The organism is Spirosoma sp. KCTC 42546 (genome assembly GCF_006965485.1).
In the GTDB taxonomy this organism is placed as follows: domain Bacteria; phylum Bacteroidota; class Bacteroidia; order Cytophagales; family Spirosomataceae; genus Spirosoma.
In genome coordinates this window covers 6664186-6690281 of sequence record NZ_CP041360.1, presented here as the reverse complement: position 1 = coordinate 6690281, position 26096 = coordinate 6664186, and the positions used below count along the sequence as shown (strand labels likewise).

The window sequence follows — 26096 nt, the reverse complement described above, 5'->3', positions numbered from 1 at the left end:
TAATTTGCTTGTGCCTGGGTATGTCATTCTGTAAACCGGTAAATGAATCGGCTCTTCTTACAGATGATGATTATGGAATATATTCAAGTTATCTGAATGGGTTCTCGTTTTACAAACATGTTCCAGCGGTAACGCCAATTATCCTAACTGACTCAACCACGAGTACGGCACTTAATATTCACCCCAAAACAACTTGGTCATGGGTAACCAGCAATTTAGGTGACCGCTGTAAGTATTTAAATGATACTACAAGGTGCAATAAGGCACGAGACTCTGCCTGGGCCTCGCTATTTGAAAACGTTAAGCAATCTGTCCACCAACGGCAAGCCTTTTTACTACCATCGAAATTAAAGGTTCGCTATCCTCTACAGTTACTCTCTCAATTTCGAAAGCTGCACCCTGATTCAGAACCAGCTGCTGACTCATTGCCTCATTATATTTTTGGAGTGTCGAGGATTGCATATAGTACGGATAAAACGAAAGCTCTTTTTTTCGGTAGTTTTTCCTGTGGTGGTACTTGTGGACGAGGAGAGTTGATTATGTTAGAAAAAGTTGATAAAGCCTGGATACTCGTTGATACATTTAGATTCTGGATTGCATAACCTTGTAAATTTTGCTGGCTCAATGATGAGATTCTTTTTTTTACTCTTGATCCCATTCTACTCGATAGCACAAAATGCGCCCTTCGAAAATGAAATCCTTGCGTTTGAAAAAGCGGACAAAACCTCGCCACCACCCCGAAATCCGATTGTGTTTACGGGCAGTTCATCCATTCGGATGTGGGATAATTTAACCGATTATTTTCCTAAACATACTATACTCCAGCGTGGATTTGGTGGATCTCAGCTAAGTGATGTAGTACGCTATGCGGATCGGGTTATTGTTCCGTATCACCCAAAGCAAATTGTTCTGTACGCAGGCGAAAATGACATTGCTTCCGGCAACCAAACCGGGCAACAGACCTTTGACCGTTTTGTAGCCTTATTTGTGCATGTTCGCCAGAAATTGCCTAATGTGCTGTTTACCTTTATCTCGATCAAGCCCAGCCCCTCGCGTCGGAAGTTTTTCCCCGAAAACGATATCGCTAATGACCTCATTAAACAGTATCTGGCGAAACGAAAGAATACTCAATTCGTGGATATTCGGCCTGTGATGCTTACAAAAGCCGGACAGCCTGTCCCCGAACTATTTAAGCCCGACAGCTTGCACATGCTGCCCGAAGGCTATCAGCGGTGGGCTACGGTGTTGCGTCCTTATTTGAAGTAAATCCATCCGCTAGTCTCTAACAAACCCTATTCCTCTATGAAAAAACGACTAGTCTGCCTGATTACTCTATTGGTTTCGGCAGGGGGATTATATGCGCAAACGGCTACGTACGCCATTATGCCCAAACCCACCCGATTGGAAACGAATAGTGGGAGCTATATCCTACCGGCAAAACCGGTTATTACAGTACAGTCAACTCATGCGGAGGTTCGCCGAATTGCGCAGATGCTGGCCGATCAATTGGCAAAATCTACAGGCACAACCCCAACGGTTACGGTTGGTAAAGTAGCAAAAGGAATTGCGTTTGTACCTGCTCAAGGATCGAAGTTAGGGGCTGAGGGATACACGCTTACTGTTTCGCCGAAACAAATTAGTATATCCGCTGAGCAACCTCAGGGTTTTTTCTATGGTGTCCAATCGCTCATGCAACTGATGCCAGCGGCTGTGTTCAGCTCCACAAAAGTAGGTGGAGTGACCTGGTCAATACCTGCCTGCATGATCGAAGACCAGCCACGATATGGCTATCGGGGCTCGATGCTCGATGTAGGTCGTTATTTCTACCCAGTGCCATTTATAAAAAAATACATCGACCTACTGGCTCTGCACAAAATGAATACATTTCACTGGCATTTAACGGAGGACCAGGGCTGGCGGATCGAAATCAAAAAATACCCTAAATTGACAGAAGTGGCTTCTATCCGACCAGCAACCATGGTGGGCCATTACCGGGATCATAAATACGACAACAAGCCTTACGGTGGTTTCTATACGCAGGACGACATACGGGACGTGGTTAAATATGCGCAGGCGCGTTTTATAACGGTTATTCCCGAAATTGAAATGCCTGGTCACTCCGTTGCGGTGCTGGCTGCCTACCCCGAACTAGGTGGTAACATCGACCGTATGCTGCCCGTAAGCAGCACCTGGGGTGTCCATGATCAAGTGCTTTTTCCGCGCGAGGAAACGTTTACGTTTCTGGAAAATGTGCTTACCGAAGTAATGGATTTGTTTCCGAGTCAATACATCCACATTGGCGGTGATGAATGCCCGAAAACGGAATGGAAACAGAGCCGGTTCTGTCAGGAATTGATGAAGAAAGAAGGCCTGAAAGATGAACACGAACTGCAAAGCTATTTTATCCGTCGCATCGACAAATTTGTTATGTCCAAAGGCCGCCGGATCATTGGCTGGGACGAAATTCTGGAGGGGGGACTATCGCCAAATGCTACGGTAATGAGCTGGCGGGGTATAAAGGGAGGCATTGCTGCTGCTCGTCAGAATCATGATGTTGTGATGAGTCCAACCACTTACTGCTACCTCGATTACTACCAGGTCGATCCGAAAACGCAGCCTCAACCAGTCGCAATTGGCGGTTTTTTGCCCCTCGAAAAAGTGTATAGTTTTAACCCATCAGTGTCGGATAGTCTGACTTCTGAACAGGCAAAGCACGTACTAGGTGTGCAGGCTAACATTTGGTCGGAATATCTGCCAACGACACAATACGTTGAGTATATGACCTACCCACGCCTGATTGCCGTTGCCGAAACGGCCTGGACACCCGCCGAGGGTAAGAACATTGACGATTTCAAGCAGCGTCTGGAAGTACATAAAAAACGATTAGACTACCTGAATGTCAATTACTTTGAAGCTCCGATCAATAAGAACTTCGAGTATGTCTGGCCGAAAGAAACCGCGAAGAAATAAGGTTTAACCACAGAGGCACAGAAAACACAGAGAAAAAATAGTGCCTAAAAACTCTGTGTTCTCTGTGCCTCTGTGGTTAATGCCATTTATAACATCATCTCCATTCGAATATCAGCCCGGCTGTAGGGGGTGGGCACGCTGGGCACTTCCCGGAAGCCTACGCTGGCGTACATGGTCAGGGCAGGAGTTAAGATTCGATTTGATTCGAGCCAGACGGTTTTAACCCCTAGTTGCCGGGCGTAGTCAATGGCGGCTACACATAGCTTTTTACCAATTCCCTTGCCCTGTGTATCTGGCGAAACCGCCATTTTTGCTAATTCGAAGCTGGTCTCTTCCTGGTCCGGTATTCCGGTGTTGACCATGGCTACGCAACCAACGATTTTATCGCCAATCCGAGCCAGAAGGATTTGGCCATTGTTTGGCAGGATATACGTTTCAGGCTGATCTAATTGCTCCAGGTCGTGCGGTTCAACCGTAAAGTAATGGGAAATCCAGTCAATATTCAGGCGTTTGAAATCAGGCTGATACTCTGGTGAGTAAGGAATGATGGAAACGTCGTTCATCGTCTTAACAGTAGTTAGTTTTGTTTCGGTTTAATTGATCCTGAATACGGTCGAAGAAGGTGCGTTCGGCCAGTTGTGTTTCCATTTCCTGAAGTGAGGTTAGCAGGTTGTGCGCCTGTTTGCCCAGCATTTCCTGATTGACCGCAATAAAGGCATCCCACAAAGGCTGGAGTTTTGGAAGCATCTCCTGGCCGGTTTCGCTCAGTGTCAGCAAGCGTTTTCGCCCATCCTGCTCCGACTTGGCGGAGGTAATCAGATTATTCTTTTCCAGTTCGTTAATTACCTGAATCACAGCAGGGTGCGTTATGCCTAATCGCTCGGCGATCTCCATAACAGCCACGGGTCCTTGCCGGGCAATGAGCACAAAAATGGTGGCCCATCGTACATCGAAATCCAGACCCGACTGCCGGTAGGTTGCGGTTACACCCTGCCAATACACATCACTTAATCGCCTGAGTCGGCTGGCAAGCGCTAACTCGGCCATTTCGGCCATAAAATCCATACTATGTAAGGGGTTACGTAAGAACTTACATAGTTATGAAAAACGTTTAGTCGAGTCAAGCTACCGTTCAATTATTTCTGATCATCGATACAAGGACGTTCCAGGCTCATTGGATAGCTTTGCCATAAAAAAGAAGCCTCATGAACTCCGTCCGCCAATTTATTCTCCTCTTAAGTGCGCTGCTGGGTACCCAAGCGGCAGTTGCTCAACAGCTCCAGTATAGTAACCCGCCCGGCCTGCCTACTTCTAAAAATTACACCCAAATTGTAGTCACACAGGGGAGTCGAATTGCCTACATATCGGGGCAAGTGTCAGCGAATGCCAAAGGCGAAATCATAAACAAAGGCGATTTTCGGGGACAAACAAAGCAAGTACTCGAAAACCTCAAAATAGCACTGGAAGCTGTAGGTGCTACCTTTGCCGATGTCATTAAAACGACGACCTATGTTGTCAACACAGATGCCGAGAAGATCGGTATTGTACGGGATATACGAAGCCAGTATTTTACCAGCGCTGGCCGGTCCGCCAGTGCGGTGGATTCGCCAAATCCGCCTGCGAGTACGTATGTAGGGGTACAGGGCTTATACGATAAAGATGTATTGATTGAAATTGAAGCGATAGTTGCCCTGAAGTAACGGCAGCTTCTACACCCACGAACTCAGCATTCATGAAACAACTATTTTTTCTGGCTTTATTCTTTCTTATCGATAGCCGCAGTGTGGCCCAATCCATTCGGTTCGCATTCGTGACCGATACACACGTTGGTGCTCCCGAAACGGCCGCCGAAGACCTGCAACGAACGGTCAATGATATAAACGCACTACCCGGTATTGATTTTGTCGTTGTCACCGGGGATGTTACTGATTTTGGTACTGAACAGGAGCTCAACACAGCTAAACGAATTCTGGATGGCCTGACGAAGAAATGGTACATTTTTCCGGGCAATCACGATACAAAGTGGTCGGAGAATGGCTGTAACAGTTTTCGGAAGGTGTTTGGGAGTGAACGGTTTGCCTTCGATTTTGGCAACTATCGTTTCATTGGTTGTGGCAGTGGCCCTAATATGCGGATGTCGCCGGGGCTGGTTGCCCGGGAAGATGTGCTGTGGCTCCGGTCTGAAGTTGAAAAACTGAAAGGCTCCGACCGACCGGTGATTTTCATGAACCATTACCCGCTCGATGATGCCCTCGCTAACTGGTACCTTCTCATTGACGACCTGAAAAAGACGAACATACAGGCCACGCTGTGCGGCCATGGTCATGCCAATCAGGCGATGGATGCCGAGGGTATTCCGGCTACCATGGGCCGCTCAAACTTACGGGCAAAAGATGCAGTTGGCGGGTACAATCTGGTCACGATTCGGAATGACACAATGACCTTTTCCGTTCGGACACCAAGCGTTGGCCCTGTAGAAGGACGAACCGAAGCCCCCTGGCGAACGGTCTTACTCCAGAACCACCGATTCCGTCAGGACTCAAAACACTATCCGCGGCCATCGTACCAGCTTAATGAGCGGTATGCAAACGTACAAGCCGTCTGGGAAAAGCAGGATAGCAGTGATATAGGCGCGGGTATCATTGCCGATAAAACGACTTGTTTTTACCCCAATACCAGAGGTCAACTGGTGGCGCTGTCGTTAACCGATGGCTCTGTAAAATGGCGATTGGCAACAGAAGGCAAGATTTATTCGACGCCCGCCATACTGAAAAACCGACTGGTTGTTGCCTCTACCGATGGCACTATCTATTGCCTCGATAAGCGAAATGGGAAACTTAACTGGAAGGTTGAAACGGGCAAACCCATTGTTGCCTGCCCGCTCATTGATGGGAATGTTGTATACATGGGTAGTTCTGAAGGTAAGTTCAGAGCCTTGTCGCTGAAAGACGGATCGGAGCAGTGGACGTTTGGCGATGTACATGGCTTTGTTGAATCTGTTCCTATTGCCGATAAACAGAAAATTTATTTCGGCTCCTGGGGGTCAACGTTCTACGCGCTTGACAAGAAAACAGGGCAGCCAGCCTGGACCTGGACCAATGGGAAAAGCCGAAACTTCTCACCAGCTGCTGGCATTCCCCTGTTAACGAACGGTCGGATTTTCCTACAGACACCTGATCGGACCGTTACCGCACTTGATGCTACCAATGGCCGGGAAATCTGGAAAACGAATCAGCATAAAGGATTTGAGGCCAGTGGACTCTCCGAAGATGGATCGCTGGTTTATGTGAAGTGCATGACCGATACGATCTGGGCCTTATCGACCCGGTCAGACAGTCCCCAACCAGCCTGGTTTGTCAACTGCAACTACGGTTATGAAATCAGTCCATCTCCTATCATCGAACGGGATGGGATTATTTTTATTCCTACAGACGATGGGGTACTGTATGCGGTTGACCGCCAGACCCGCCGGGTAAACTGGGCGCATAAACTTTCTAATGCCATGGTGAACCGTATTTTCCCATTGGGAAACCGGGAGGTACTTATAACAACGATGGATGGGAAAGTGGCTCGGCTTCAAGTTACCGTTAAGTGATACCATTAACTAAATGTACAGACCGCCGACTTGGTAAATTCCTGGTTTTGTAATCAGGGAAAGTTGCTGTGTTCGCCAAAAGCTAAACTGTTTGATTTCAAGTAGGGATTCTGCTGTCTACTACTTATTTTTGCACTTTACTAAGAAACCAAAAGCCGCGAAGTAATACTGATATCACGAATATCCATTCCTTCGTAACAGGGCCGCCCGCACGGCTAAAAATCCATATGGAAACATCAACCTACGTTCCTTACAAGGTTAAGGACATCGCGCTGGCCGAGTGGGGCCGCAAGGAAATCAAACTTGCCGAAGCCGAAATGCCCGGCCTGATGGCCCTTCGTGCTGAATATGGCCCATCGCAGCCACTCAAAGGTGCCCGGATTGCCGGATGCCTCCACATGACTATCCAGACCGCCGTTCTTATCGAAACCTTGGTGGAATTGGGTGCCGATGTAACCTGGTCGTCCTGTAACATTTTTTCGACACAGGACCATGCTGCTGCTGCCATTGCGGCTGCCGGGATTCCAGTGTATGCCTGGAAAGGAATGAACGAAGAAGAATTCAACTGGTGCATCGAGCAAACATTGTTCTTCGGCGAAGATCGTCAGCCACTCAACATGATTCTTGACGATGGTGGTGACCTGACCAACATGGTGTTCGATGTATATCCTGAGTTGATTCAGAACATCAAAGGCCTGTCGGAAGAAACGACAACGGGTGTTCACCGCCTATACGAGCGGATGAAGAATGGGACGCTGCACCTGCCTGCTATCAACGTAAATGATTCCGTTACGAAATCGAAATTTGATAACAAATACGGTTGCCGTGAGTCACTGGTTGATGCGATCCGTCGGGCTACCGATTTGATGCTGGCTGGTAAAGTGGCTGTTGTGGCTGGTTATGGCGATGTAGGTAAGGGTTCGGCTGAGTCACTACGGGGTGCAGGTTGCCGGGTTCTGGTAACGGAAATTGACCCAATCTGTGCGCTACAGGCTGCTATGGATGGCTTTGAAGTAATTCCGATGGATGAAGCAGTTCCCCGTGCGCAGATTTTTGTAACGGCTACTGGTAACGTTCGGATTATTAAAGACCGGCATTTCAAAGCCATGCGCGACAAAGCCATTGTGTGTAACATTGGCCACTTCGACAACGAAATTGATATGGCCTGGTTGAATGAAAACTACGGTCACTCGAAGAGCCAGATCAAGCCACAGGTTGATATGTACGAAGTCGATGGCAAAGAAATCATCGTACTGGCCGAAGGCCGGTTGGTGAATCTGGGCTGTGCAATGGGCCACCCTTCGTTTGTGATGTCGTGCTCGTTCTCGAACCAGACACTGGCGCAATTGGAGCTGTGGGCTAACTCGGATAAATACGAGAATAAAGTATACGTATTGCCAAAAATTCTTGATGAGAAAGTAGCTGCCTTACACCTGGCTCACGTGGGTGCTAAACTGGAGCCACTCGCGCAGGAGCAGGCCGACTATATTGGTGTACCCATGTCAGGTCCGTTCAAGTCAGAAATGTATCGGTACTAAAAGAATATAGGATGTAAGATGTATGGTATATCCTACATTAACTATCTTATAGCAAACATCACTACGCGCGGCTTCGGAAACGAGGCCGCGCTTTTTTGCATTAAATTTGTTAGTATTGACACAAGGAAACGACGCTCGACCATGATATTCCCGCTAAATCCCACAATCCGCCGGGATGACCGCCTGACTGACAATGAATTTTACGCTTTCTGTCAGGCAAATCCTGATTTGCGGTTAGAACGCGATGAGAACGGACAAATTTACATTGAAATGCCTACCGGAAGCCGAACCAGTATTAGAAATCTTGATCTTGCGGCAGAAGTGTATCTGTGGAACCGTCAACATAAAGCAGGTATTGTTACAGAGTCAAATGGTGGTTTTACCTTGCCTGATACCTCAGTACGAGTACCTTATGTCGCTTGGGTGAGTAATGAGCGATGGAACGCTCTTTCTGAAATTGAGAAAGATAATTTTGCTCAGGTTTGCCCTGACTTTGTCATTGAGCTTATGTCGGACGTAAGTGAAAAGTACACCCTACCCGCTAAAATGGAAAAATACCTGCAGAATGGTGTTCGATTGGGTTGGGTAATTGATCCGTTTAGTCAACAAACAACCATTTATCGACCTGAACGTGATCCTGAAGTAGTGAATTTTGCGGATATACTAGATGGAGAGATTGTTCTACCTGGTTTTGAATTAATACTAAGTGACTTGTTATAAGGTACTTATTAATACCTTTATGCTTCATTTGCACGTACGCCTATGAAACGCCTGCTCCTGCTATTGTTACTGTCTCCCCTGCTCGGTTCAGCGCAGGTAACTATCGACACGCTGCACTGGAGCGCGACTAGACGTTTACAATTGGCCGATTTCCATTCGCCTACTCAACCCGGTTTAGGCGGCTCCGAATTTTATTATCAAATAGGCTACGAAGTCCGCCCAACCTCTATCTGGAGCCAGCCCGCAATTGAGTCGTTTTGTCTGATGTTTCGTAACCTGTCGTGGGTGTCGGAAACTGCCCGGAATGAGCGAACACTGGCCTATAATCAAATATTGTTTGATCTGGTAGAGGTGCATACCCGCCTAATGCAGGCCAAATTAATTGCTCTTGGGGCCGACCGCCGATTTAAGCAGCAAGCCCGGCAGATTGAATACCTGACCAACTCTGAGTTGGGGGCGGAGGTCAATCGGTTTCGGTCCGAAACGGGCGGGGGCGATGACTTAGAGGCTCTGCAAAAATGGGAAAAACAGATTGCTATTCGCCTGTATGATACACCTGATTTAGTAACTACCTTCAGCGCATCGAAAATTGGCTATGGCGTATTTTTCGGTGGGGGAGGTATTTTGCCAACGGGGTCACTTGGGCAAACGCTGAATCCATCGGCAGGCGTTGTATTCGGCATTGATATTGCCTTTCAGCGAACGATGCTGATGTTGCATCCAACCCTCTATAACGGTACGATTCGGGAGGAGTTTTGGCATAATAATCAAAAGTGGGAAAAGGACATGCCCATAAGCCCTATGTTGTTCGAGCTGGGGCTGGGCCGGGTTGTCTACGATGGACCACGAAGCCGTGTAATTCCGTACGTTGGCTACCTGCTGTTCGATATGTCGCCCCGCGATCGGAAGGATGAACGCTACAAAGGCCTGTCTTTACTGACACATTCACCCATACTCGGGCTTGTATTCGATATTAAACTGGGCGATAATACCCGAAAACCTGATCTATCAGAAAATAGCTTCTGGTTTGTGCGGACAAAACTATCCTACAGCCCTATCCTGGATGCGAAACCCTTTTCGGGTGGCCTCTTCAATCTACAAATTGGCCTGGGCGGCTTTGGCCGGACGCGTAAAGTGCATTATAAACCGGAGCACACATTGATTTCTTTACCGGGTAAGATGCTTTAATTTCATGCTGCTGGAAGAGCTAGACCAGCTTCCCTTCCTTTTGAAATTCCAGCCGGATTCCTTCAATAACATCAGTCGCAGTCAATATGTCCTCCTGCCGACTCAAAGCCCGCAAGGAGCAAAATTGAACAATATTCAAAATAGCAGCACCCGAAAGTTCGTAACGTCCTGACAGATGCTCGACAGGGAGTTCCGGGTCTAATCTAACAGCGCTTGGTATACTTTTTTGCCAGAGCACCAGGCGTTCGGTTGCATTGGGCAGCGGGAAATGAATCATGGCCTGAAACCGCCGGGCAAACGCCGGGTCGATATTATTTTTTAGGTTAGAAGCCAGAATAACCAGCCCATCGAACTCTTCAATCTTCTGTAATAAAAATGCCACTTCCTGATTCGCATAGCGGTCGTGGGCATCGCGGGTCTCAGTTCGTTTACCAAAAAGGGCATCGGCTTCATCGAAGAATAGAATCCAGTTTTTAGCGTGGGCTTTATCGAAAAGATTGGCCAGATTCTTCTCCGTTTCGCCGATGTATTTGGAAACTACCAGCGACAGATCTACCCGATAGACATCCCGATTGGTGTATTTGCCTAGTAAAGTGGCCGTCAGCGTTTTGCCCGTGCCGGGTGGGCCGTAAAAGAGCACGCGATAACCGGGTTTCAGCCGATGGCTCATCTGCCACTCTGTGCGTAATGTGTCGTAATGATGAATCCAGTGTTCGATATCGCGAATTTGGGTGAAGATCGGTGTGGGTAATACCAGGTCATTCCATTCCATATCGGTGCTGATTCGTTGCGCCGGGAAGTGCATGCTCATGGCCGGGGCAGACACACGTCCGGTGGTAAACAACTCCACATAATCGGGGTCGAGAATAAGCCGACCACTCAGGCGTGGTTCGCCAGGTTTTACGTCTTCGAGATACAGAATCCGTTCGCGGGCAAAAAAATGATCGGAACTGAACAGATCATACAGCATCAATCGTTTTTCAAGATCGTTACCGGCCAGAATGAACAGAGCGGTTTCGCCGGTGGGCAGCAGTCCCCGGTGGCTAGTGCCACGCACCCCACCGAATTCCGGAAACTCCCCACCATCGGGCAGGTGCTCACGAATGATGGTATCGAAAAAACCGGGTTGCAGGTGAGGAATAAGCGTAAGGAGCAGAATAATCAATTCTGCTTCATCAAGCTGTGCTGCTGCAATAAGCTGCGATAATACAGTTGGTACTTCCCGCTGAAGATCGGGAAGTACCGGTCGGGTTTCGATCGAACCCTTATGTCGACATAGTCGCCAGCGAACAAACGCCCGCAGAAAGCCAATACCAAGATGGAGTGGATCGGACTGCTCTGGCATGGTTGTCATATGTGGCGCAATCAGTTCAGTCATGATCTAGTTGAATTATCGTTGCATCGCCCGCACTACCACCCGTGGCTAGCCAATTTCCATCGGGACTAAATGTAATAGCGGATACGTGACCTTTGTGCAACCGACGGCCCCAGTGTTGTTTGCCCGTCTTACGCTCCACTACCGTGACGTAACCGGATGCATTTCCAAATGCAATCCTGCGCTCATCGGGACTGACGGCAAAGGTGGTAACAGTAGCTTCATGATTATTGACCACGTTACTGGTGGGCAGCGGTTGGCCCGTTTTCTGCCATCCAAACAGGCCCTGGCCAAACTCGCCAACACCCCAAATAAAGCTTGCCGATACGCGGAGCTGACTCAGAACTAACCCAGATGCAACAGGTGTAAATTTACCATTGGTAAGGAGCGCTACCTGTAGGCCGTCTTTATCCGCGCGCCATAGCTGCCTACCATCGGTAACCGTTAAACCAGAAGCTACTGAAAATGAATATGTAGTAGTAAGTTGTAAAGTTGCTATGTTGTAAGCCATAACCTCGTTCGATACGATCACCCAGATTTGATTATTGTCTATAAACAAAAATGGTACTTTCTGCGAAACAGGCAATTGGGCTGCCAGCTGTTGCGACGGATGTTCAATTGAGCTAACGACGAGCTGCCAGGAAGTATCGGGGGCATTTACCAGATAAATCAATTGACTGGTTCCTGATATGTAAACAGCCGGGACGCTATTCACTTTCTGCTCCTCCGTTACTATCCACTGCGGTTTATCGGGAGTTTTCTGTGAAAAGATCGTTAGGGTAGGGTTTCCTTCTTTCCGATAATCCTGCGCCATCGCCAGCCATTGCCCTTTGGTAGTCAGGGCAAGTGCGTTGACCGGTGTGCGTGACACCGATTGATAGTGTAAAATAGCGTCTTTTTTCATACCTTATGCTAGGTCGTCGCTCCGGCAAAAAGCTGCCCTTTTAGTTTCTTCGCGCCTACACCACTGTTGTTGTATTGACTGGTAAAATTGGGCCCGACATAAAACTTGTCGGCATAATGATGGCCATCTGCACCTGCCTGTCTGTTATAGAAGGCAAGCATTAGTTTCAAATTTGACGAATTCCCTGCCGTACGTTGCCGCGCTCCATCATCGGTGTTGAAACCAGTATCTTTCCAATGCTTGGCCAGTGGCTCAGTATGATCCACATCATAGGCTCGCCCATTAATATCAGTGGCAATTTGAGCATCGGTCATTGCCCGGTATCGAGCTTTTTCTCCTGATACTTCCATTACCTGCCCATCGCGCACCAGACGTTGCCAAATAGCTTCGGAGCCATTGTCCCGCACTACTTTGATGCTATTAATGATGGCCGCTTTTCCCTGCGTAGCCACGCTGGTTCGAGCGCTGCCGAATCCACTACCATTAATGTATAAGTCATTACGCACGTCGAAATCAGGTGGGAGGTTCCTTCGGTTCGGTAGGGGTGGGGCGAAGAAATCAGAACTATCGCTCAGCCCGTGTAGAATTGCCCCTAGGGCGGTTAATTCAGCATCAACTTGTGTTTGTTTCTGGGCATCTGTTAAGGTTGTGTCCCGCTTAATTCGATTTACATTCCGTATTTTTTCGCGGGCCTGCTCGGCAATCGGGCGTTTTGATGAATCGGCGGTGACCACTTCGTTCAGGAAGTCCAGTACCGGACGCGGACGCGAGGCTACAATCAGTTCAGCATTCTGGTCACGTCCTTCAAAATAAAGGGTATGGGTTTGGTTAGTAGCATCTGTATAGGGCTTGCGTACACCCAGCCAACCTAATACAGCTCCGGCCACGCGTTGTCCTGCTCCTACTACTGTCCCCACTATCCGTCTTCCCTGCGCTACCACCCAATCAACGACCCGGTCCATTGCCCGATCAACCGGCTGGCGAATACGAGCTATGGTATTCCGAATGGTATCGGAAATACCACCCAAACCCAGCAAACGGGCCAGAAAACTAATGATAACGGGTACCATACGGCCCATGGTTTCCTCAACCCGATTGGCGGCCGCAGCGATGTTCCCGGCAGCGATGGCTGCAATTGAATCGACATACGATTCAACCACTGCGGCAATCTGGTTGATTCGTTCAATGAAGAACATCACCGTATTATAGGTAGCTATGATGGCCTGAATAACAGCCCCTGCCGGATTTAACATACTGGCAATCCGGATAATTGCCTGGCCGATAATTGTCTGTCGAACCCAGGCGATAACGCCGTCGAGCACCATATCACGCAGATTGCCAAGATATTCCAGTATTTTTTGCCAGGCAGCTGCTGGGCCCTGCGTGATGAGAATCCGCAGAAAATCAAACACTTGCTCCAGCCGGTTCACAAATTGCTCACTCGTAGCCCGAACCAGTTTGGCCCGAATAGTTTGATAGGTAAGCCCCAGAATCTGTAATACCAACGAGAGAATACCCTGCAAATTGAATGTCTGAGGTAACTGGAGTCCAGCTCCTTCCAGGGCACCCAGTAGCCAGCTCACTAAGCCACGCTGCAAATGAGAGAGCGCATTCTGCATAAACTGCCGGAAGCCCTGGACACCAGCGCGCACCAGATTACCAACGAACCGTACCGGATCGTTGATAATAATGCGGAAGGTAGCCTGCGCCCGTTTCAGAACGGCCAATACCCTGGCTCCGCCCGCGCCCATAACCGCTTCGAAAATAAACTCGAGCATCTGCATCAGCGCAGCACCGGCAAAGCCAACGATGTCGGCAGCTAATCCCAAGAACAGCCCGACAATCTGACCGATGGTTTCCAGCGGATGGAGTATGGCTTCGGGCGTGAGCGCGTTCCAGACGGCTGTAAACATCCCCTTAATGCGCTCCCAAGTGAGGTTCCGCCGGGTGGTTTCCTGGTTAAACCAGTTGAAGGCTCGTTGCAAAGCACCCGACTGCTGCATTTGCTGGAATCGTTCTTCGCCGTTTTCCATCAGGCTCATAAAACCGCGTACCAGATTAGCTGGACTGCGTTCCACCACCTCATCGGTAAATGGATCTTTTCCGATGATAACTGTTAGCAGCGGGAATCCTCGCAATTGACGCGCTCGATTACTCAACGGCCGAATAATCGTTTCTTTGATAAAGGCAACGACCTGGCTGACTACCCGCCCGACAAACGCCAGTATTCGACTGAATGGCGGACCAAATATTCGGCGAATTATATCCAGATTGCCATTGATACCGAGTGTGATGCCCATTTCATCCCAGGCCTGACTGAACAGGCCCCGGATATAGGAAAAAGAAATTCCCAGTGAGGCTATCTGCGTATCAATCCAGGCGGCTGCCCGGTCGATTACCCCTTCCGAACGAAGCTTATTAAAGAGCAGAACGCCCAGAGGTCCACCCAGCGTTAGAAAACCTTCGATCAGATTCACGGTGGTGCGAGGGACTTCTCGTTGGAGAACCGGATTGTAACCAATCAATACTGTCATCAGGCGCCAGCCGGGCAAATTAGCCAGCCAGCCATCAATGGTTCCGGCCACATCGATTCCGAACAGGCGTTGTACAGAAGGTGTAGCTGTTGAAACGGTAGGTTTTCGCTGGATGGCTCCCCCTTGTTGCACAACGTGAGTTAGTTCGTGGGCCAGCAGATGCTGCCCGGAATTGGAGCCTGGACTGTATTTGCCTTCGTTGAAATAAACATGATTCTGATAGGCAAAAGCTTGTGCACCTATGTTCTGGCTCATCTGTACGGCTGGCGCGTCGGTATGAACCCGAACCGATGAGAAATCAGCGCCAAAACGGGGTTCCATAAACTGCCGGGTATCAGCACTCAGCGGTTGTCCGCCCGACTGACTAGCTGAAAGCTGTGACTCAAAGTGACTGGTTATAGGAGGAGCACTGGTTTCGCCTTTTTTGCGAAGTTTTTTCCGATCGTCGTCCTCCGTTTTCAGCCGAATAATTGGAGGGTCTATACTGTCTTCCTTACGGCCAATATCTTTCTTCTCTTTTTCGTCGATTTTCGGCTGAAGCAACCCTGTTGTCGGGGAAAACGAACCCGAATGAACGGCCGGAGCAGGCATGCGCATCACGTGGTCGGCCGTACTATCGGCTTCCCGCTCGAAACGGTCATTTGCCTGACCGACGCTTAGTTTGGTTTGGACAAACGGTTTAAAAAATGGCGACGTATGGGGCTGACCTAATGTTGGTGCTCCCTGTTTGGCAAAAAACGGTTGGGTCGAGTGGGTGTGGGCAGCAGTGTGCTGAGTCGACGACGTGGTGGCCGGTTTCGACTGAATAAGCGGTTGATATTGATGTGATACGTTCACGACATTGACGGGTATTGCCAGTTAACGACTATCCATTTTTTCAACCAGGGCAAAATCACGGGACTAATTCGCCAACCTACTTTTTCTTTTTTACCATTTATGTCAACGTTATGCGTTAGTTTATTCAACAGATAATCCTGCGCTTTCACCTCAACCGTTAATTGCCACTGGTTGCCTGACAAAAGCTCCAGTTTGCCTTCCCGTTGCAGAAAACCTACGCGCAGGCCATCTGGTGAGGTGTTTTTCAAGGCTTCCCACCGCCGAATCACCTCGGTGAGCAACTCCTTTCCTTCTAGCTGTTCTTCGTCTGTGAGTCTGTGTTGACCCGTAATGGGCCAGTTCCAGGGTAGGTTGCAAAGCACTTTGGGCAGCAATAAGTCATATTCAGCAGCCGATAGCTCACCCGTTGCCAGAAAATGAATCATCAAAAGCGCTTTTTCCCGACAGATATCGTCAATAAATACCCCCTTTTTCACCCATCCACATGCGTCAAAACAAGCAGGTAGAAATGGATCATGAAGCAGAACAACACCTGCATTTCGAACGTAGAACACCGAGTCGGAAGGTAACGCTGAATCGGGTTCAGGCTGTACTTTTGGTTGATGATTCGAGACAATGTCAGCCGTTTTAACCGACTTTAAATTACTCTTTTCTGCGTTGATAAAAAGTACTGATTCGAGTGACGAACTAGTTGTAAATTCAGCAGGGTTAATAGCTGCCCAGTAATTTCTGATCGTTTGGAGCACTGCTTCAGATTCCTGTACTGCGCTTTTGATCAGCAGGTTAAGTATTAGTGTATACTGGCCCGGCGTTAATTGATCTCGCCAGGTTCCCACGTGTCGTAGCAACCCTGATCCCGCCGATTCAGGATGTGTACCCAGGGCGTTGATCACCACCGTAAGCAGCGCTTCCGAGAACTCACGTAACAGTCTGGATCGAGCGTCAGATTTTGTTAAAATAGCTTTCAGCGTTGCTTGCTGGGTGTGTGTTACTCGGGTTAAGATGTGCTGTATCTGTGTGTCAAACGCCTGCCTGGATTCGGGCCAGAGTTGAGAGGGGGGAAGTAGACCATGTTCCAGGAAATAGATAAAGGATTCAAAAACGGCCTCGTAAACGTTTCTGACGGAGGTTTCTGGCTGATAACGCTTCTCCGGAATCGCGTCGATCAGTTGCCGACGAAGTAGGTCGGGTAATCGACGGGTTATTTCTTCCTCAAGATCATCTGGTGCTATTGCACCCAGATCCACATCCAGCCGTTCCAGTTCAATCCATTCATCTGCCAAACAGAAATCAGATAACACCTTATCCAGCGAAGTCAGTAAACGGCTTTGCTGAAGCGCCTGCCCGATCCGTTCCTGCATAGACCAGCTATCCGACTGTTCGCGGAGGTGAAGCCGAACGGTTTGACGCTGGATGATATGTGGCTGGCTGTTGGTCATCGGGCTGATGGTTAGAGAACTTTCTCTGTGATTGCGTTGCAGATAGGTTTGTTGTTGTACTGGAAGGTTAGCTCCAGATTGGAGTTTTCCTGGCGACCATCCAGCTTAAACGTGTAGCGTTGTACTGTAGGGCTTTCATCTTTTATCTGTTCTGGGTTAATGGCCTGGCCGTTTAATTTCCAGATATACTTGATTTCTGGTATTGGTGTAAGCACCAGCGCATCAGCTGTTTTTTGCGGTATTACATTTTCAACCTTAAATGTTGCCGGCAGAATAAATAGAGGCATCGATTTTGGTGCCCGATTCTCAAGGGTGTATGTAATGACATGGGCTCCGGCAACAATTGGTGTATATTCACCTGTATCGGCTTTGATAGCTATCGTCTTGGAACTGAATTTCCCTCCTTCAGGAGTAGCCGTTATTCTAGTCTTCACTTTACTGAAACAAACGACGGATGCACCTGGGAATGCAATAGGTTCGAGGGGTGTAAAACTAATTTCCTGCGAGAATGGCTCTGCCTGGTCACAATTGCCATTCGTGGCGGTTAATTTCACCAGAAAATCGCCAGCGCTATCTTCATCGACCGGGAATGAGTGTATTTCCTGCGCATTTCCGTGGCCGTTGACTGGAATGGTCAGTATGGGTGATCCATCCCCAAAATCTAGCGTGAGTTGCTTTGCATCAGTGTAGGTATACCTAAATGTTGCTTTGCGTGTTTCATTAACCTGCTCTACGTTAAACGATGCGGCCGGTAGCGGAACGACTTGTACATCTATCAAAACCGGTGGCCGACCCGGAACGGTGTAGGTCAATGTATGGGTACCAACCTGAGTTGGGTTAAAGAAAAATGTACGACTTTCTTTCGTTACCAGCGGACTATCGAACGAACCTGTATCCGGCGAAACGTCGATTTTTCCCTTCGCTGCGTTAAGGCAGAACGTTTCCTGCATCTCCAGGGTTGGTGGAGGTTCTGGTAGCATAAACTGAATACCATTGCCTGATCCGCAGCATCGATAAGGAAGGTAAAAGTCGGCAATTACAATAGACTCTCCCCCCTTTTTTTGCAGACCGGCCTTCGGCAACGCAACTGGATCTTTGTACACCAGTACAAACGTACCCCCTGGCGGGACACCTGCACCGTGTTCCAGTCCCTGATGATTTAGTAGAAACGGCCCAAATGTCAGATTCGCTTCAAAATCGGCTTTACGCTTTTCGTAGGTATCCTTCAGTTTCTGCAAAAGTGGAAGTTTGGCCAATATACAGTTGGCCGGTAACTGAGCGCCAAGTTTTTTTACTTCACCTGCATAAGCCGCTAATACCCTCACAAATACCACTGGAGTCATTGGCAGAACGACCTTTAGAGGATTTATTTTTCCGTTAAGCTCTGCTTCGTGACAATGAATCTGACTCATGATATCATCGAAATCAACAGCCAGATCGGCAAAGTCGAACGACTGTCCCTGAGTAATGAGTAGTTGATCGGTGTCGGCCCGAAGTGCCAACACGTCGAAGGCCAAATTGTAGGTTCGTTGCTGTGCCAGAATTTCGCTCAGCGTAGTTAGAATTCCCGCTCCCAGAAAACCTTCAATCCGGTAAAATGGATAGGTTTCGATCTGATAGTCGAATGGCCGTTTAACCTCCGCAGGAGCCGATGGAGATGGATGATAGGAGTGGATATAGGCTGTACGACAGTACTTTGCGAGTTCGTGACTCCAGAAATTCCTCATTTCTGGTTTATAATAAAAGGGCATGGACCGCTGATCGATGCTTAATTTTCGATAGCGATCGGGGGTGATTTTTAGGGAAGAAAGGGTTGATACGGTGCCTCGGCCTTTAATGGTAAATGTATCGAACTGAGTGGCTGGAACCTCGAATAGATCAATGAGTTTTAGAATCCGCTGATAAAACCAAATGGCTTTCTGGCGGGCGTCGGTAGCCGATGCTACTGCTGGCGATTTCACCCAGGCATGCCGGAAGTCGGGTCGGCAAAGGCCAGGATCAGAAACGAGTTCCCCTACCAGCAGGTGTTTCGGAAATGCATCAGCGGGAGGCATACACTGCACTAACCATTGGCAGGTGGCTTCTCGAAACTCGTTATACGCATCGTGCAGATCTTTCAGCCAGTCATATACATACTGGCTATTAAAATTTTGACTAATCGTACGCACCATGCTCTGTAGGGCATTGGTCGGCACCGTCATAGCAGTGAGACTAGTCGCATCGACGTCCTTAATCAGTTCGTAGGCATCACGCAGGTTTGCACTCAACAACCCGGCTTTACTGAGTAGGAACTGCCGAAACCGTTGTAGGGACTGATCATAAGGACGATCATCGAGCCGCACCCGCGCCATAGTCAGAACCGGTAATCGAGTACTGGCGGCCGCTGCCTGACGAAGGCTAGTTGAAATTAAGGCACTCGCATCAGCTTTTCCAACGAGCAGGATACGTAGCTGATTCTGGAATGCTTTTCCTTTGGCATCGCAGGCGACACCAGTGCATTTATCAGCCGATTTAACATCGCTCTCCAGATACACCATTACCACCATGTTGGCCAATACCTGGGCTGTCGTTGCCGAAAACTGGTCGAGCGTTTTCAGAACCCGCGTGCTGCTGGCTTCCTGCTTAAACGCCTGCGGGAGTAGTTCCCAGAGTTTGAGCCCGTTTATGTCGGTAAAGGGCTTGTATGGATGATCGGCAAAGGTGTAATCGGCGAAACGATCATAAGTTGTATCGGCATCCAGGCTCAGTAAATCACCTTCTGAAGGCACTCCACAGCCTGCCGATATCGTAATGGTGTTATTGGCGTTCAGCACGGGTTTGAGTCCGCATACAATCCCTACCCCAATGAGCCGGGTTCGGGTAAGCTGCTCCTGATTGAGCAGAAAACCAAACAGTAGGTTCAACTGATCTGCGGTCAGGATGGAATCTGGTCGGAAAATGGTGAGCCCGTAATTGCTGAAGTCGAAGTGTTGATTTCCAGTTACAGGATATACTTCATCAAAATATGGATTAGCCATGGCGTTAGGGATTTGGGTGGTCGTCAGGTTCGGTCGGCTTTAGAGTTCCCAATGCCGTGCGGTTGAGGATAATCGGGCTTTCTTCGTCTTCGTTGTCGCAATCATGCAGGACCCCCTTCTCATAGATGGTATGGAAATCATCATCTTCCAGTTTATCTATAAGTTCCTTTAGGGCGGTGGCATAGGTGGCTGTTCGTGGTTTGGTACAGATGCCTGCCCGCGCTTTTAGCCATTGCTTGTATTTCTTCTCAAAATCGGCCAGTTGTTCCTGGCTTACCCAGCAGATTCGCGCCAGTACATGCGCCGGAAGTTCGGATCGAATAATGTTTTCGAGGTAGCGTCGGTAATCAACGTTGCGGAATCGGGTCGTATAGCCGGGAAGGATCACACTCACTCGGTAGCTGTAGGGATCGAGCGGTTCGCAATGCTCGCAATCAGGTTCCACGCAAACCGACATCCACTGTTCTCCTTCGTTGGGTCGGAGCAGCATATGCTCGACCAGAAACAGAGCCTCTCCGCTGTAAATCAATGTTTCAATAGCTTCTGCAACATCGGCATCTGCTTCTTCATACGTTGGAAACGTTCGTGGGCAACGCGCAATCGTTCGGTTGTTTTTGTCCTTCAAAACATAGGTAAAGCCGCCCTGCACGGCGTGAATGGTAAACCGATCTGTTGATGGAACGGTCAGAAACGCTCGTTGCATGGCATCCTCAGCCTCCGTCTGACTGGCATACGTGTGCGTTGAGGTCAGGTAAATTCGTCGATGGGTACTGGCTTGTAGTTCGTGGAGGTGAAATTTAAATTGAGGAGCTGTTCCTTCATCGGAAGGGAACGTGCTCATTACCCTTACCGCCGATGCATCGTGTGCCTGGTAATTGGTGTCGCGGATGCCCGTTAACCGAGCCAGACGACGCGTAATACCCGCTACGTTGTCTGTTTGCCAGGCGGGTTGGCAGTAGTTATAGGCTTTTGAACGGCATATTTGCCCGTATTCACGGAGGAAACTAGCCTTATCTTCCAACATTTCTTCGTTCCCCCGTTCCCCGAAAAGAGAGTGCATCAGGAGTGCATAATCACTGAAATTTTCAGCAAAACGGGCCAGCTGGTGATCCAGGAAACGGTTTTTTCGCACGGGATTTTCAGCATAGCCTTCCAATTCAGCCAGCACATCCGGCAGTATTGTTGTAGACAGGTCAGGATAGTTATCGTATAAGTCCTTAACACCTGGCATATCCGTAACTACCTGACCGAAGTAGGTTTGTGCGAATGGCGGATTTGCCAGTAAATCGGGCCCAGCAGGAGTGATCTCTGCACTGAAAAGTGATTTCAGGTTCGCTAATTGCGCCAGATAATTGGCCAGTAACTGGTCAAAGAACAGCAGATAGCCTTTCAGTTGCTTAGCCTGTGCTTTTCGTTCATTTGTGGCTGAAGCCGGTAACCCAAACCGACCAACGCCATAATTGAATGGAAGATCATTAGCCACCGATCGATAATCGTTCAGATCATACACAGTGCCGACTGGCACGGGCAGGTCGTCTACCTGCTTTTGATTATCGGAGTGCGCCTGCGCCAGGAGTTCCGCAAATTTTGCCAGAGCCTTTGTTTTATCGCTCAGGTTGCCAACGGGGATAATGTCCTTATAAAAGGCCAGGGCCACATTTTCTGCACAGAGCTGGGGTTGATGCCCATGGTTGATGTGCAGACACCAGCGTTGCTCGCCATTGGGTTTGGGTATTTGTTGACTACAGGGTGTATTGGGTGCTGCTGGTTCAAAGGTGTTCAACAATACTTTTTTAACATCCTTGACACCCTCAATGCCCATAATAATATTAATGAGATCCGATGTATAAACTACTTCCCGTAGGGCTGCGGCTTCCAACTCATCATCAATAATGAATCCGTTCGTTAACAATGGGCCTTCAAAAATCTGATCGATAGTGAGCGGGTTCTTGTCCGTGTCGGTATGGGCCAGCATTTCTGGGAGCGAGTAGCGCTTTACTAAGGGCGTCAGGTATTGCTGCACCTGAAACAGAATCTGGGCATACACATCACTCACCTTTGCGTCGTTTTGCAGGCCGATGTCGGCGCAGAACATCACATACTGAATGGGAACTTCGGTAACGTCAACGATATCTTCGCACAGGTTTCGGTTGGCTTCGTAGGCTTCGCGCAGTTGCTGTTTAATGGAATTATGGAGCTGTATCTGGATTGTTTCCTGTTGTGCCTGGGTTAATGAGTCGCCCCCTTTGTCTTTTATAGACTGATTGATATAAGCCTGATCGTAATCAACCAATATGGTATAAAGCCCCTTTAACTCGAAGGATAAAAAATTGGCAGGGAGCGGCTGGGGCGCTGTATAACTCAGTCGTCTGGCAGTATCGCTTTCCCGGCAATTGACAAAAACCGACTGATTCGCAGGTTCGAGCCATGCGTTTCGAACGCCATTGATGTCAATAAATAACTTCCGGTAGTCCAGTTCCGAAACGGGGCAGGTAGGCAGTACTTTCCCAGCCGTCAGGAAACTCTTCTGCATGGCGGCTTCATTGCCGAATGACGATGTTAGCAAATCACTCATGTCCAGCGATGTTCGCAGGCTTAGATCCGTGATAGCATAGCATAGATGCTCCAGTAGCGTAATACCAGGGTCGTGGGTATTGTAGTCCGTCCAGAGGGCGTGTGCGTATTTCTCGATATAAGCGATTCCCAACTCGCGCAGGGCTGCGAAATTGGAAGCTGTTTGCTCTGGCGGTTTAGTCGATATGGTAATAGAAGCGTTTGCCATTGTGTTTCCCGTCGCGTTAACACCCATCAAAATCCCGTATTTCGTGTTTTGTGCAGGAGGTTAGCACGGCGCGGGCGTCGGAGGCCGTTACAACCTCTTTGTCTTCGCCCGTTGTGATCCCGCCAACGTATTGCATCATCTTTACTTCGGTCACAAAATTGACATAGCTCAGTCGCTCCATGAAGTTGATCAGGGTGCTTTTGGATAAGGTTCCGCCAAAGGGTATATCCGATTTTACATCGAATGCCCAGGGGGTTAAGTAGGCAAATAAATCCTGCTGAAGCACTTTTTTATAGACTGCGGCTTCGTAACCCTTCTGAAACGAAACGTTAAAATCGAGCTTGATTCGTTCGTAATTCGGATTTACAGCCTGAATAACAACCTGCCTGCCCGCCCGGCGTTGCAGAAAACGGGTAACCTGATCGAGGGTATTCAGGTCGACCTTGGGCGCAAAACGATTCACGTCTTTTAAATTACGTAGATCGGGCACGACCACGACCGTTACATAGCCCGGCGATAGTTCTTTTAGAGTTTGGCTGGCTAGGATTAACTTTGTATGATTCAGGCATTTAGCTTTGTAAATGCTCGGAAAGGTTTGCAAAACCAGGTGTTCATAATCCCAGATGCTGACGGCACGTTGTTTGTGCCGTAACCGCTCACTTACCCGACTATAGAAAGCCTCGTCGGACTCTTTCGGCTTGCCCCCAAACGATGCGTAGGGCTGTTTGATGCTTTTCACCGAAGCCAGACTCTGCCGCGATTTCTGAATGGTTTCGGCAGGCAAGGGAAGGTTGTAATGAACGGGATCATTGCGTTGATCAATGAAATCAGCCAGTACAGCCTGAGGGTGAAGCGCCACAAAGTTGCAAACGCTATCGATAGGAGCGGGGGGGCCATCGGCCTGTTTTAGTTCAGCCCGTAACCAGACGAAGCCTGCCTCCAGAATCGTATTGTTGATCGATGTTTCTTTAGGCAGATAAAATTTGATGATGCCAGAGGTCAGTAGGTTATTGGTTGTATCCGATAAAATGTCTTCGGCCAAAAGCGGGCGCCACTGATTTTCAACCAGCACACTCCAGGCTACGTTGGCAGCTATTCGGTCGGGATTGGCGCTCCCTTCGTCTACCTGAACCAAAATAGCCACGGCTTCGAGTGGACCAACCTCCTTCAGACCCATGAAAAAAGTCCCGTTTGGGTTGTATTGCGGAACCAGCCAGGCGTTTTTATCCGTGCTCCCTAGAAAAGACTGTGCCTGTTTCAGAAACCCATTTTCTTCAGCCTGCCCAAATGCGCCCAAATGAAACAATTGCAATGAGCGATTGGCGAACGAATTAATATCGGCGGGAGCCAACGAAATAGTGTCTGTTGTTGCCTGATAATCCAGCGTAAACTCGTTTAAAATGGGTAGGTAAGGTGAGTTCGGAATCTTCTGGGGGCCAGGATCTTTTTTCGACTGATCAATTACCCCCTGCGTCAGTAGCTTTGGATAACTGCTGGCCCCAAAATCCTTGTTGAGTGTAATTTTTAGCAGGCTGTCGCTGACACTTTTCGTACTGGCCTCGGGTTTGGGGGGCGTGTAGGTGCTATCGTATACCTTCGTCATTTCCAGACCTTGCCGCACGTACAGGGTTGGGCCGGCATAGACGGACTCGAAGGTTCTGATTGGCAAATAGTCCAGCGAGAGAAAAACAAAGTTTGTTGAAGAAGGCGGTGCGGCAATAGGTGGAAATAAGTCGAGGGTGGCAACGGGCGATGTTTTCAGATTTCCATTCAGAATTTCCTGCTTTGCCTTAAACGTATTCCGATCGGCATAGGATGATGCATAAGCCTCGTAATGCGTCTGCCAGTTCTCAGGTAAACCAATCCACTCGTTGAAATGCACGGCTACGGACGTAAGTGTTTTGGCAACGGCTTCTTCACTACCTACATACAGTGTTGACCCAGTCACAGGCGATGATCCAAACGGCATGAATGGTTTTTCCGGACTAACCTGGCCGAGGTCGTTTTCCAGAATCAGCGTCTTTTTTAAGCCCGTAACCGTAACATCGATTCGAATTGATCTTACATCCAGGGCTTTCCAGGCGGCATAATCCTCTGTTTTGGTTAGCCAACAGCGCAGCATAGGGGCGTTGGTTGCATAGCCGCCATCGAGTTTTGTCGCATCGTAAGCCACTACGGCTTCTTTACTATCCTTATGTAGAGTAATGGCTAGGGTAACTGTATTACCACTGACAACTGCCGTTGTTGTCTTAGCGTCAAGCCATGTTTTGGCTCCACTGAGTTGCACGCGTAGCATAAGCCCATGTACCCCCACCGGCGATACGTTGGTGTTGATCGTGACGGTAATGGTTCGTTCGCCTTCGGCTAATAATAGCACGGGAGAGGCTAGCCCAAAACCCAACTGCGCTGTGGGGAGACTAACGCCCGAGGTGATACTCTCCCCACAGTTGATCTCTGAACGAACGCTTCGACCGAATGCACTCCAGGTTGGGTTATCGGGAGGGAGCGGTTCCGCTACACCATCCCAAGTGTTAGCCACCGGTGCATAATATACGGCTGACTTGTTTGTTACTGGGTCAGTTGGTCTATAAACTGTTCGCAGGTAGTTGATTTTTGCCCGATTGACCGTCAGATTGTTGGCTGTCTTGTAGGTCAATGGTCTTTTCTGCGGGTCTTTTCCGGCGTCGAGTTCGGTTTCTTTGGCAACTATCTGGTCGGCTGCATTTTTCGCTAATTCGAACAGCACATGAACATGGTCTGGAGCGGGTGCCCGATTAGTCAGTTGCAGGACGTTGTGGTAATAAAAATCGAGGTGTTTTTTTGTTAGGGTATTCTGTTGATTCTGTAGTTGCTGAAATAGATGCAGAAAGCTGAGTACTAGCGCGAAATGTGGTTCAATATCACTTCGGGAAGAAGATTGGGGATCGTTCCAGTCGCCAAGGTCTTCAAGTTTAAAGTAGCGCGCGTAGTCCATTAGCGAGCTCCAGGCTTCACCCTTATCGGGCGTGTTCAACTGGTCGAAAAAGCGAATCCTGGCCTTTTTTGCATATAGAGCCAAGAATTGCAGCAGATCTTCCGGCCTGCGCTCATCCAGAAGGATACTCTCTGGTTGCAGGGCTAATAGCCTGCGTTGCGGCTGGCTGAGTCCATCGCGTTGGAGAGGATTTTTATCGGGGCAGGGTTGCGGCATGGATTTG

General features: G+C 48.8%; 17 protein-coding genes. 8 read left to right on the top strand and 9 right to left on the bottom strand.

Annotation, left to right across the window (positions count from 1 at the left end; genetic code table 11):
• The first annotated feature begins 20 nt into the window (after nucleotides 1-20).
• From EXU85_RS27420 to EXU85_RS27410, 3 genes are read left to right on the top strand one after another with little or no spacing between them, the layout of a single operon-like run.
• Nucleotides 21-602, top strand: a complete 582-nt coding sequence (locus tag EXU85_RS27420) for a hypothetical protein (RefSeq protein WP_142775143.1) — start codon at nucleotides 21-23, stop codon at nucleotides 600-602.
• 46 nt (nucleotides 603-648) lie between these two features.
• The gene (locus EXU85_RS27415) at nucleotides 649-1266 is read left to right on the top strand and encodes a GDSL-type esterase/lipase family protein (protein WP_246859267.1); all 618 of its coding nucleotides are present in this window, start codon (nucleotides 649-651) and stop codon (nucleotides 1264-1266) included.
• A 36-nt stretch (nucleotides 1267-1302) separates the two neighbouring features.
• Nucleotides 1303-2970, top strand: a complete 1668-nt coding sequence (locus EXU85_RS27410; protein ID WP_142775141.1) for a beta-N-acetylhexosaminidase — start codon at nucleotides 1303-1305, stop codon at nucleotides 2968-2970.
• An 86-nt stretch (nucleotides 2971-3056) separates the two neighbouring features.
• On the opposite strand, the gene EXU85_RS27405 is transcribed toward EXU85_RS27410, so the two are convergent.
• On the bottom strand, nucleotides 3057-3533 hold the full coding sequence (locus tag EXU85_RS27405; protein ID WP_142775140.1) for a GNAT family N-acetyltransferase: 477 nt from the start codon (nucleotides 3531-3533) through the stop codon (nucleotides 3057-3059).
• 4 nt (nucleotides 3534-3537) lie between these two features.
• Nucleotides 3538-4035, bottom strand: coding sequence for a MarR family winged helix-turn-helix transcriptional regulator (locus EXU85_RS27400; protein WP_142775139.1), 498 nt, complete (start codon nucleotides 4033-4035; stop codon nucleotides 3538-3540).
• Nucleotides 4036-4175: 140 nt separating this feature from the next.
• On the opposite strand from EXU85_RS27400, the gene EXU85_RS27395 reads away from it, so the two are divergent.
• From EXU85_RS27395 to EXU85_RS27375, 5 genes are all read left to right on the top strand, one after another.
• Nucleotides 4176-4670 carry a RidA family protein gene (locus EXU85_RS27395; protein ID WP_142775138.1) on the top strand — a complete coding sequence of 165 codons (495 nt, stop codon included), beginning with the start codon at nucleotides 4176-4178 and terminating at the stop codon, nucleotides 4668-4670.
• 32 nt (nucleotides 4671-4702) lie between these two features.
• A complete protein-coding gene (locus EXU85_RS27390) occupies nucleotides 4703-6565 on the top strand; it encodes a PQQ-binding-like beta-propeller repeat protein (protein ID WP_142775137.1) in 1863 nt (620 codons plus the stop codon).
• Nucleotides 6566-6792: 227 nt separating this feature from the next.
• A complete protein-coding gene (ahcY, locus tag EXU85_RS27385) occupies nucleotides 6793-8103 on the top strand; it encodes an adenosylhomocysteinase (RefSeq protein ID WP_142775136.1) in 1311 nt (436 codons plus the stop codon).
• 141 nt (nucleotides 8104-8244) lie between these two features.
• Nucleotides 8245-8823: a Uma2 family endonuclease gene (locus EXU85_RS27380; protein ID WP_142775135.1), complete on the top strand. Its 579-nt coding sequence runs from the start codon at nucleotides 8245-8247 to the stop codon at nucleotides 8821-8823.
• Between the two features lie 42 nt (nucleotides 8824-8865).
• Complete coding sequence (locus EXU85_RS27375) at nucleotides 8866-10011, top strand: hypothetical protein (protein ID WP_142775134.1); 1146 nt, start codon at nucleotides 8866-8868, stop codon at nucleotides 10009-10011.
• Nucleotides 10012-10030: 19 nt separating this feature from the next.
• Here the strand turns inward: EXU85_RS27375 and EXU85_RS27370 are convergent, their stop codons facing one another.
• Genes EXU85_RS27370 through EXU85_RS27340 form a run of 7 tightly spaced genes read right to left on the bottom strand, consistent with a single transcriptional unit; the run spans nucleotide 10031 to nucleotide 26089 of the window.
• On the bottom strand, nucleotides 10031-11389 hold the full coding sequence (locus EXU85_RS27370; RefSeq protein WP_142775133.1) for an ATP-binding protein: 1359 nt from the start codon (nucleotides 11387-11389) through the stop codon (nucleotides 10031-10033).
• The gene (locus tag EXU85_RS27365; RefSeq protein WP_142775132.1) at nucleotides 11382-12290 is read right to left on the bottom strand and encodes a WD40 repeat domain-containing protein; all 909 of its coding nucleotides are present in this window, start codon (nucleotides 12288-12290) and stop codon (nucleotides 11382-11384) included. The genes EXU85_RS27370 and EXU85_RS27365 overlap by 8 nt, the downstream gene beginning before the upstream one ends.
• Nucleotides 12291-12298: 8 nt before the next feature.
• Nucleotides 12299-15661: a DUF4157 domain-containing protein gene (locus EXU85_RS27360; protein ID WP_142775131.1), complete on the bottom strand. Its 3363-nt coding sequence runs from the start codon at nucleotides 15659-15661 to the stop codon at nucleotides 12299-12301.
• Nucleotides 15658-17100: a contractile injection system tape measure protein gene (locus EXU85_RS27355; RefSeq protein WP_142775130.1), complete on the bottom strand. Its 1443-nt coding sequence runs from the start codon at nucleotides 17098-17100 to the stop codon at nucleotides 15658-15660. Before EXU85_RS27355 ends, EXU85_RS27360 begins: the two co-directional genes overlap by 4 nt.
• Before the next feature lie 11 nt (nucleotides 17101-17111).
• Nucleotides 17112-20117, bottom strand: a complete 3006-nt coding sequence (locus EXU85_RS27350; RefSeq protein ID WP_142775129.1) for a hypothetical protein — start codon at nucleotides 20115-20117, stop codon at nucleotides 17112-17114.
• A 4-nt stretch (nucleotides 20118-20121) separates the two neighbouring features.
• Nucleotides 20122-22899, bottom strand: a complete 2778-nt coding sequence (locus tag EXU85_RS27345) for a hypothetical protein (protein ID WP_142775128.1) — start codon at nucleotides 22897-22899, stop codon at nucleotides 20122-20124.
• Between the two features lie 16 nt (nucleotides 22900-22915).
• Nucleotides 22916-26089, bottom strand: coding sequence for a baseplate J/gp47 family protein (locus EXU85_RS27340; RefSeq protein WP_142775127.1), 3174 nt, complete (start codon nucleotides 26087-26089; stop codon nucleotides 22916-22918).
• Between the last annotated feature and the right edge of the window lie 7 nt (nucleotides 26090-26096).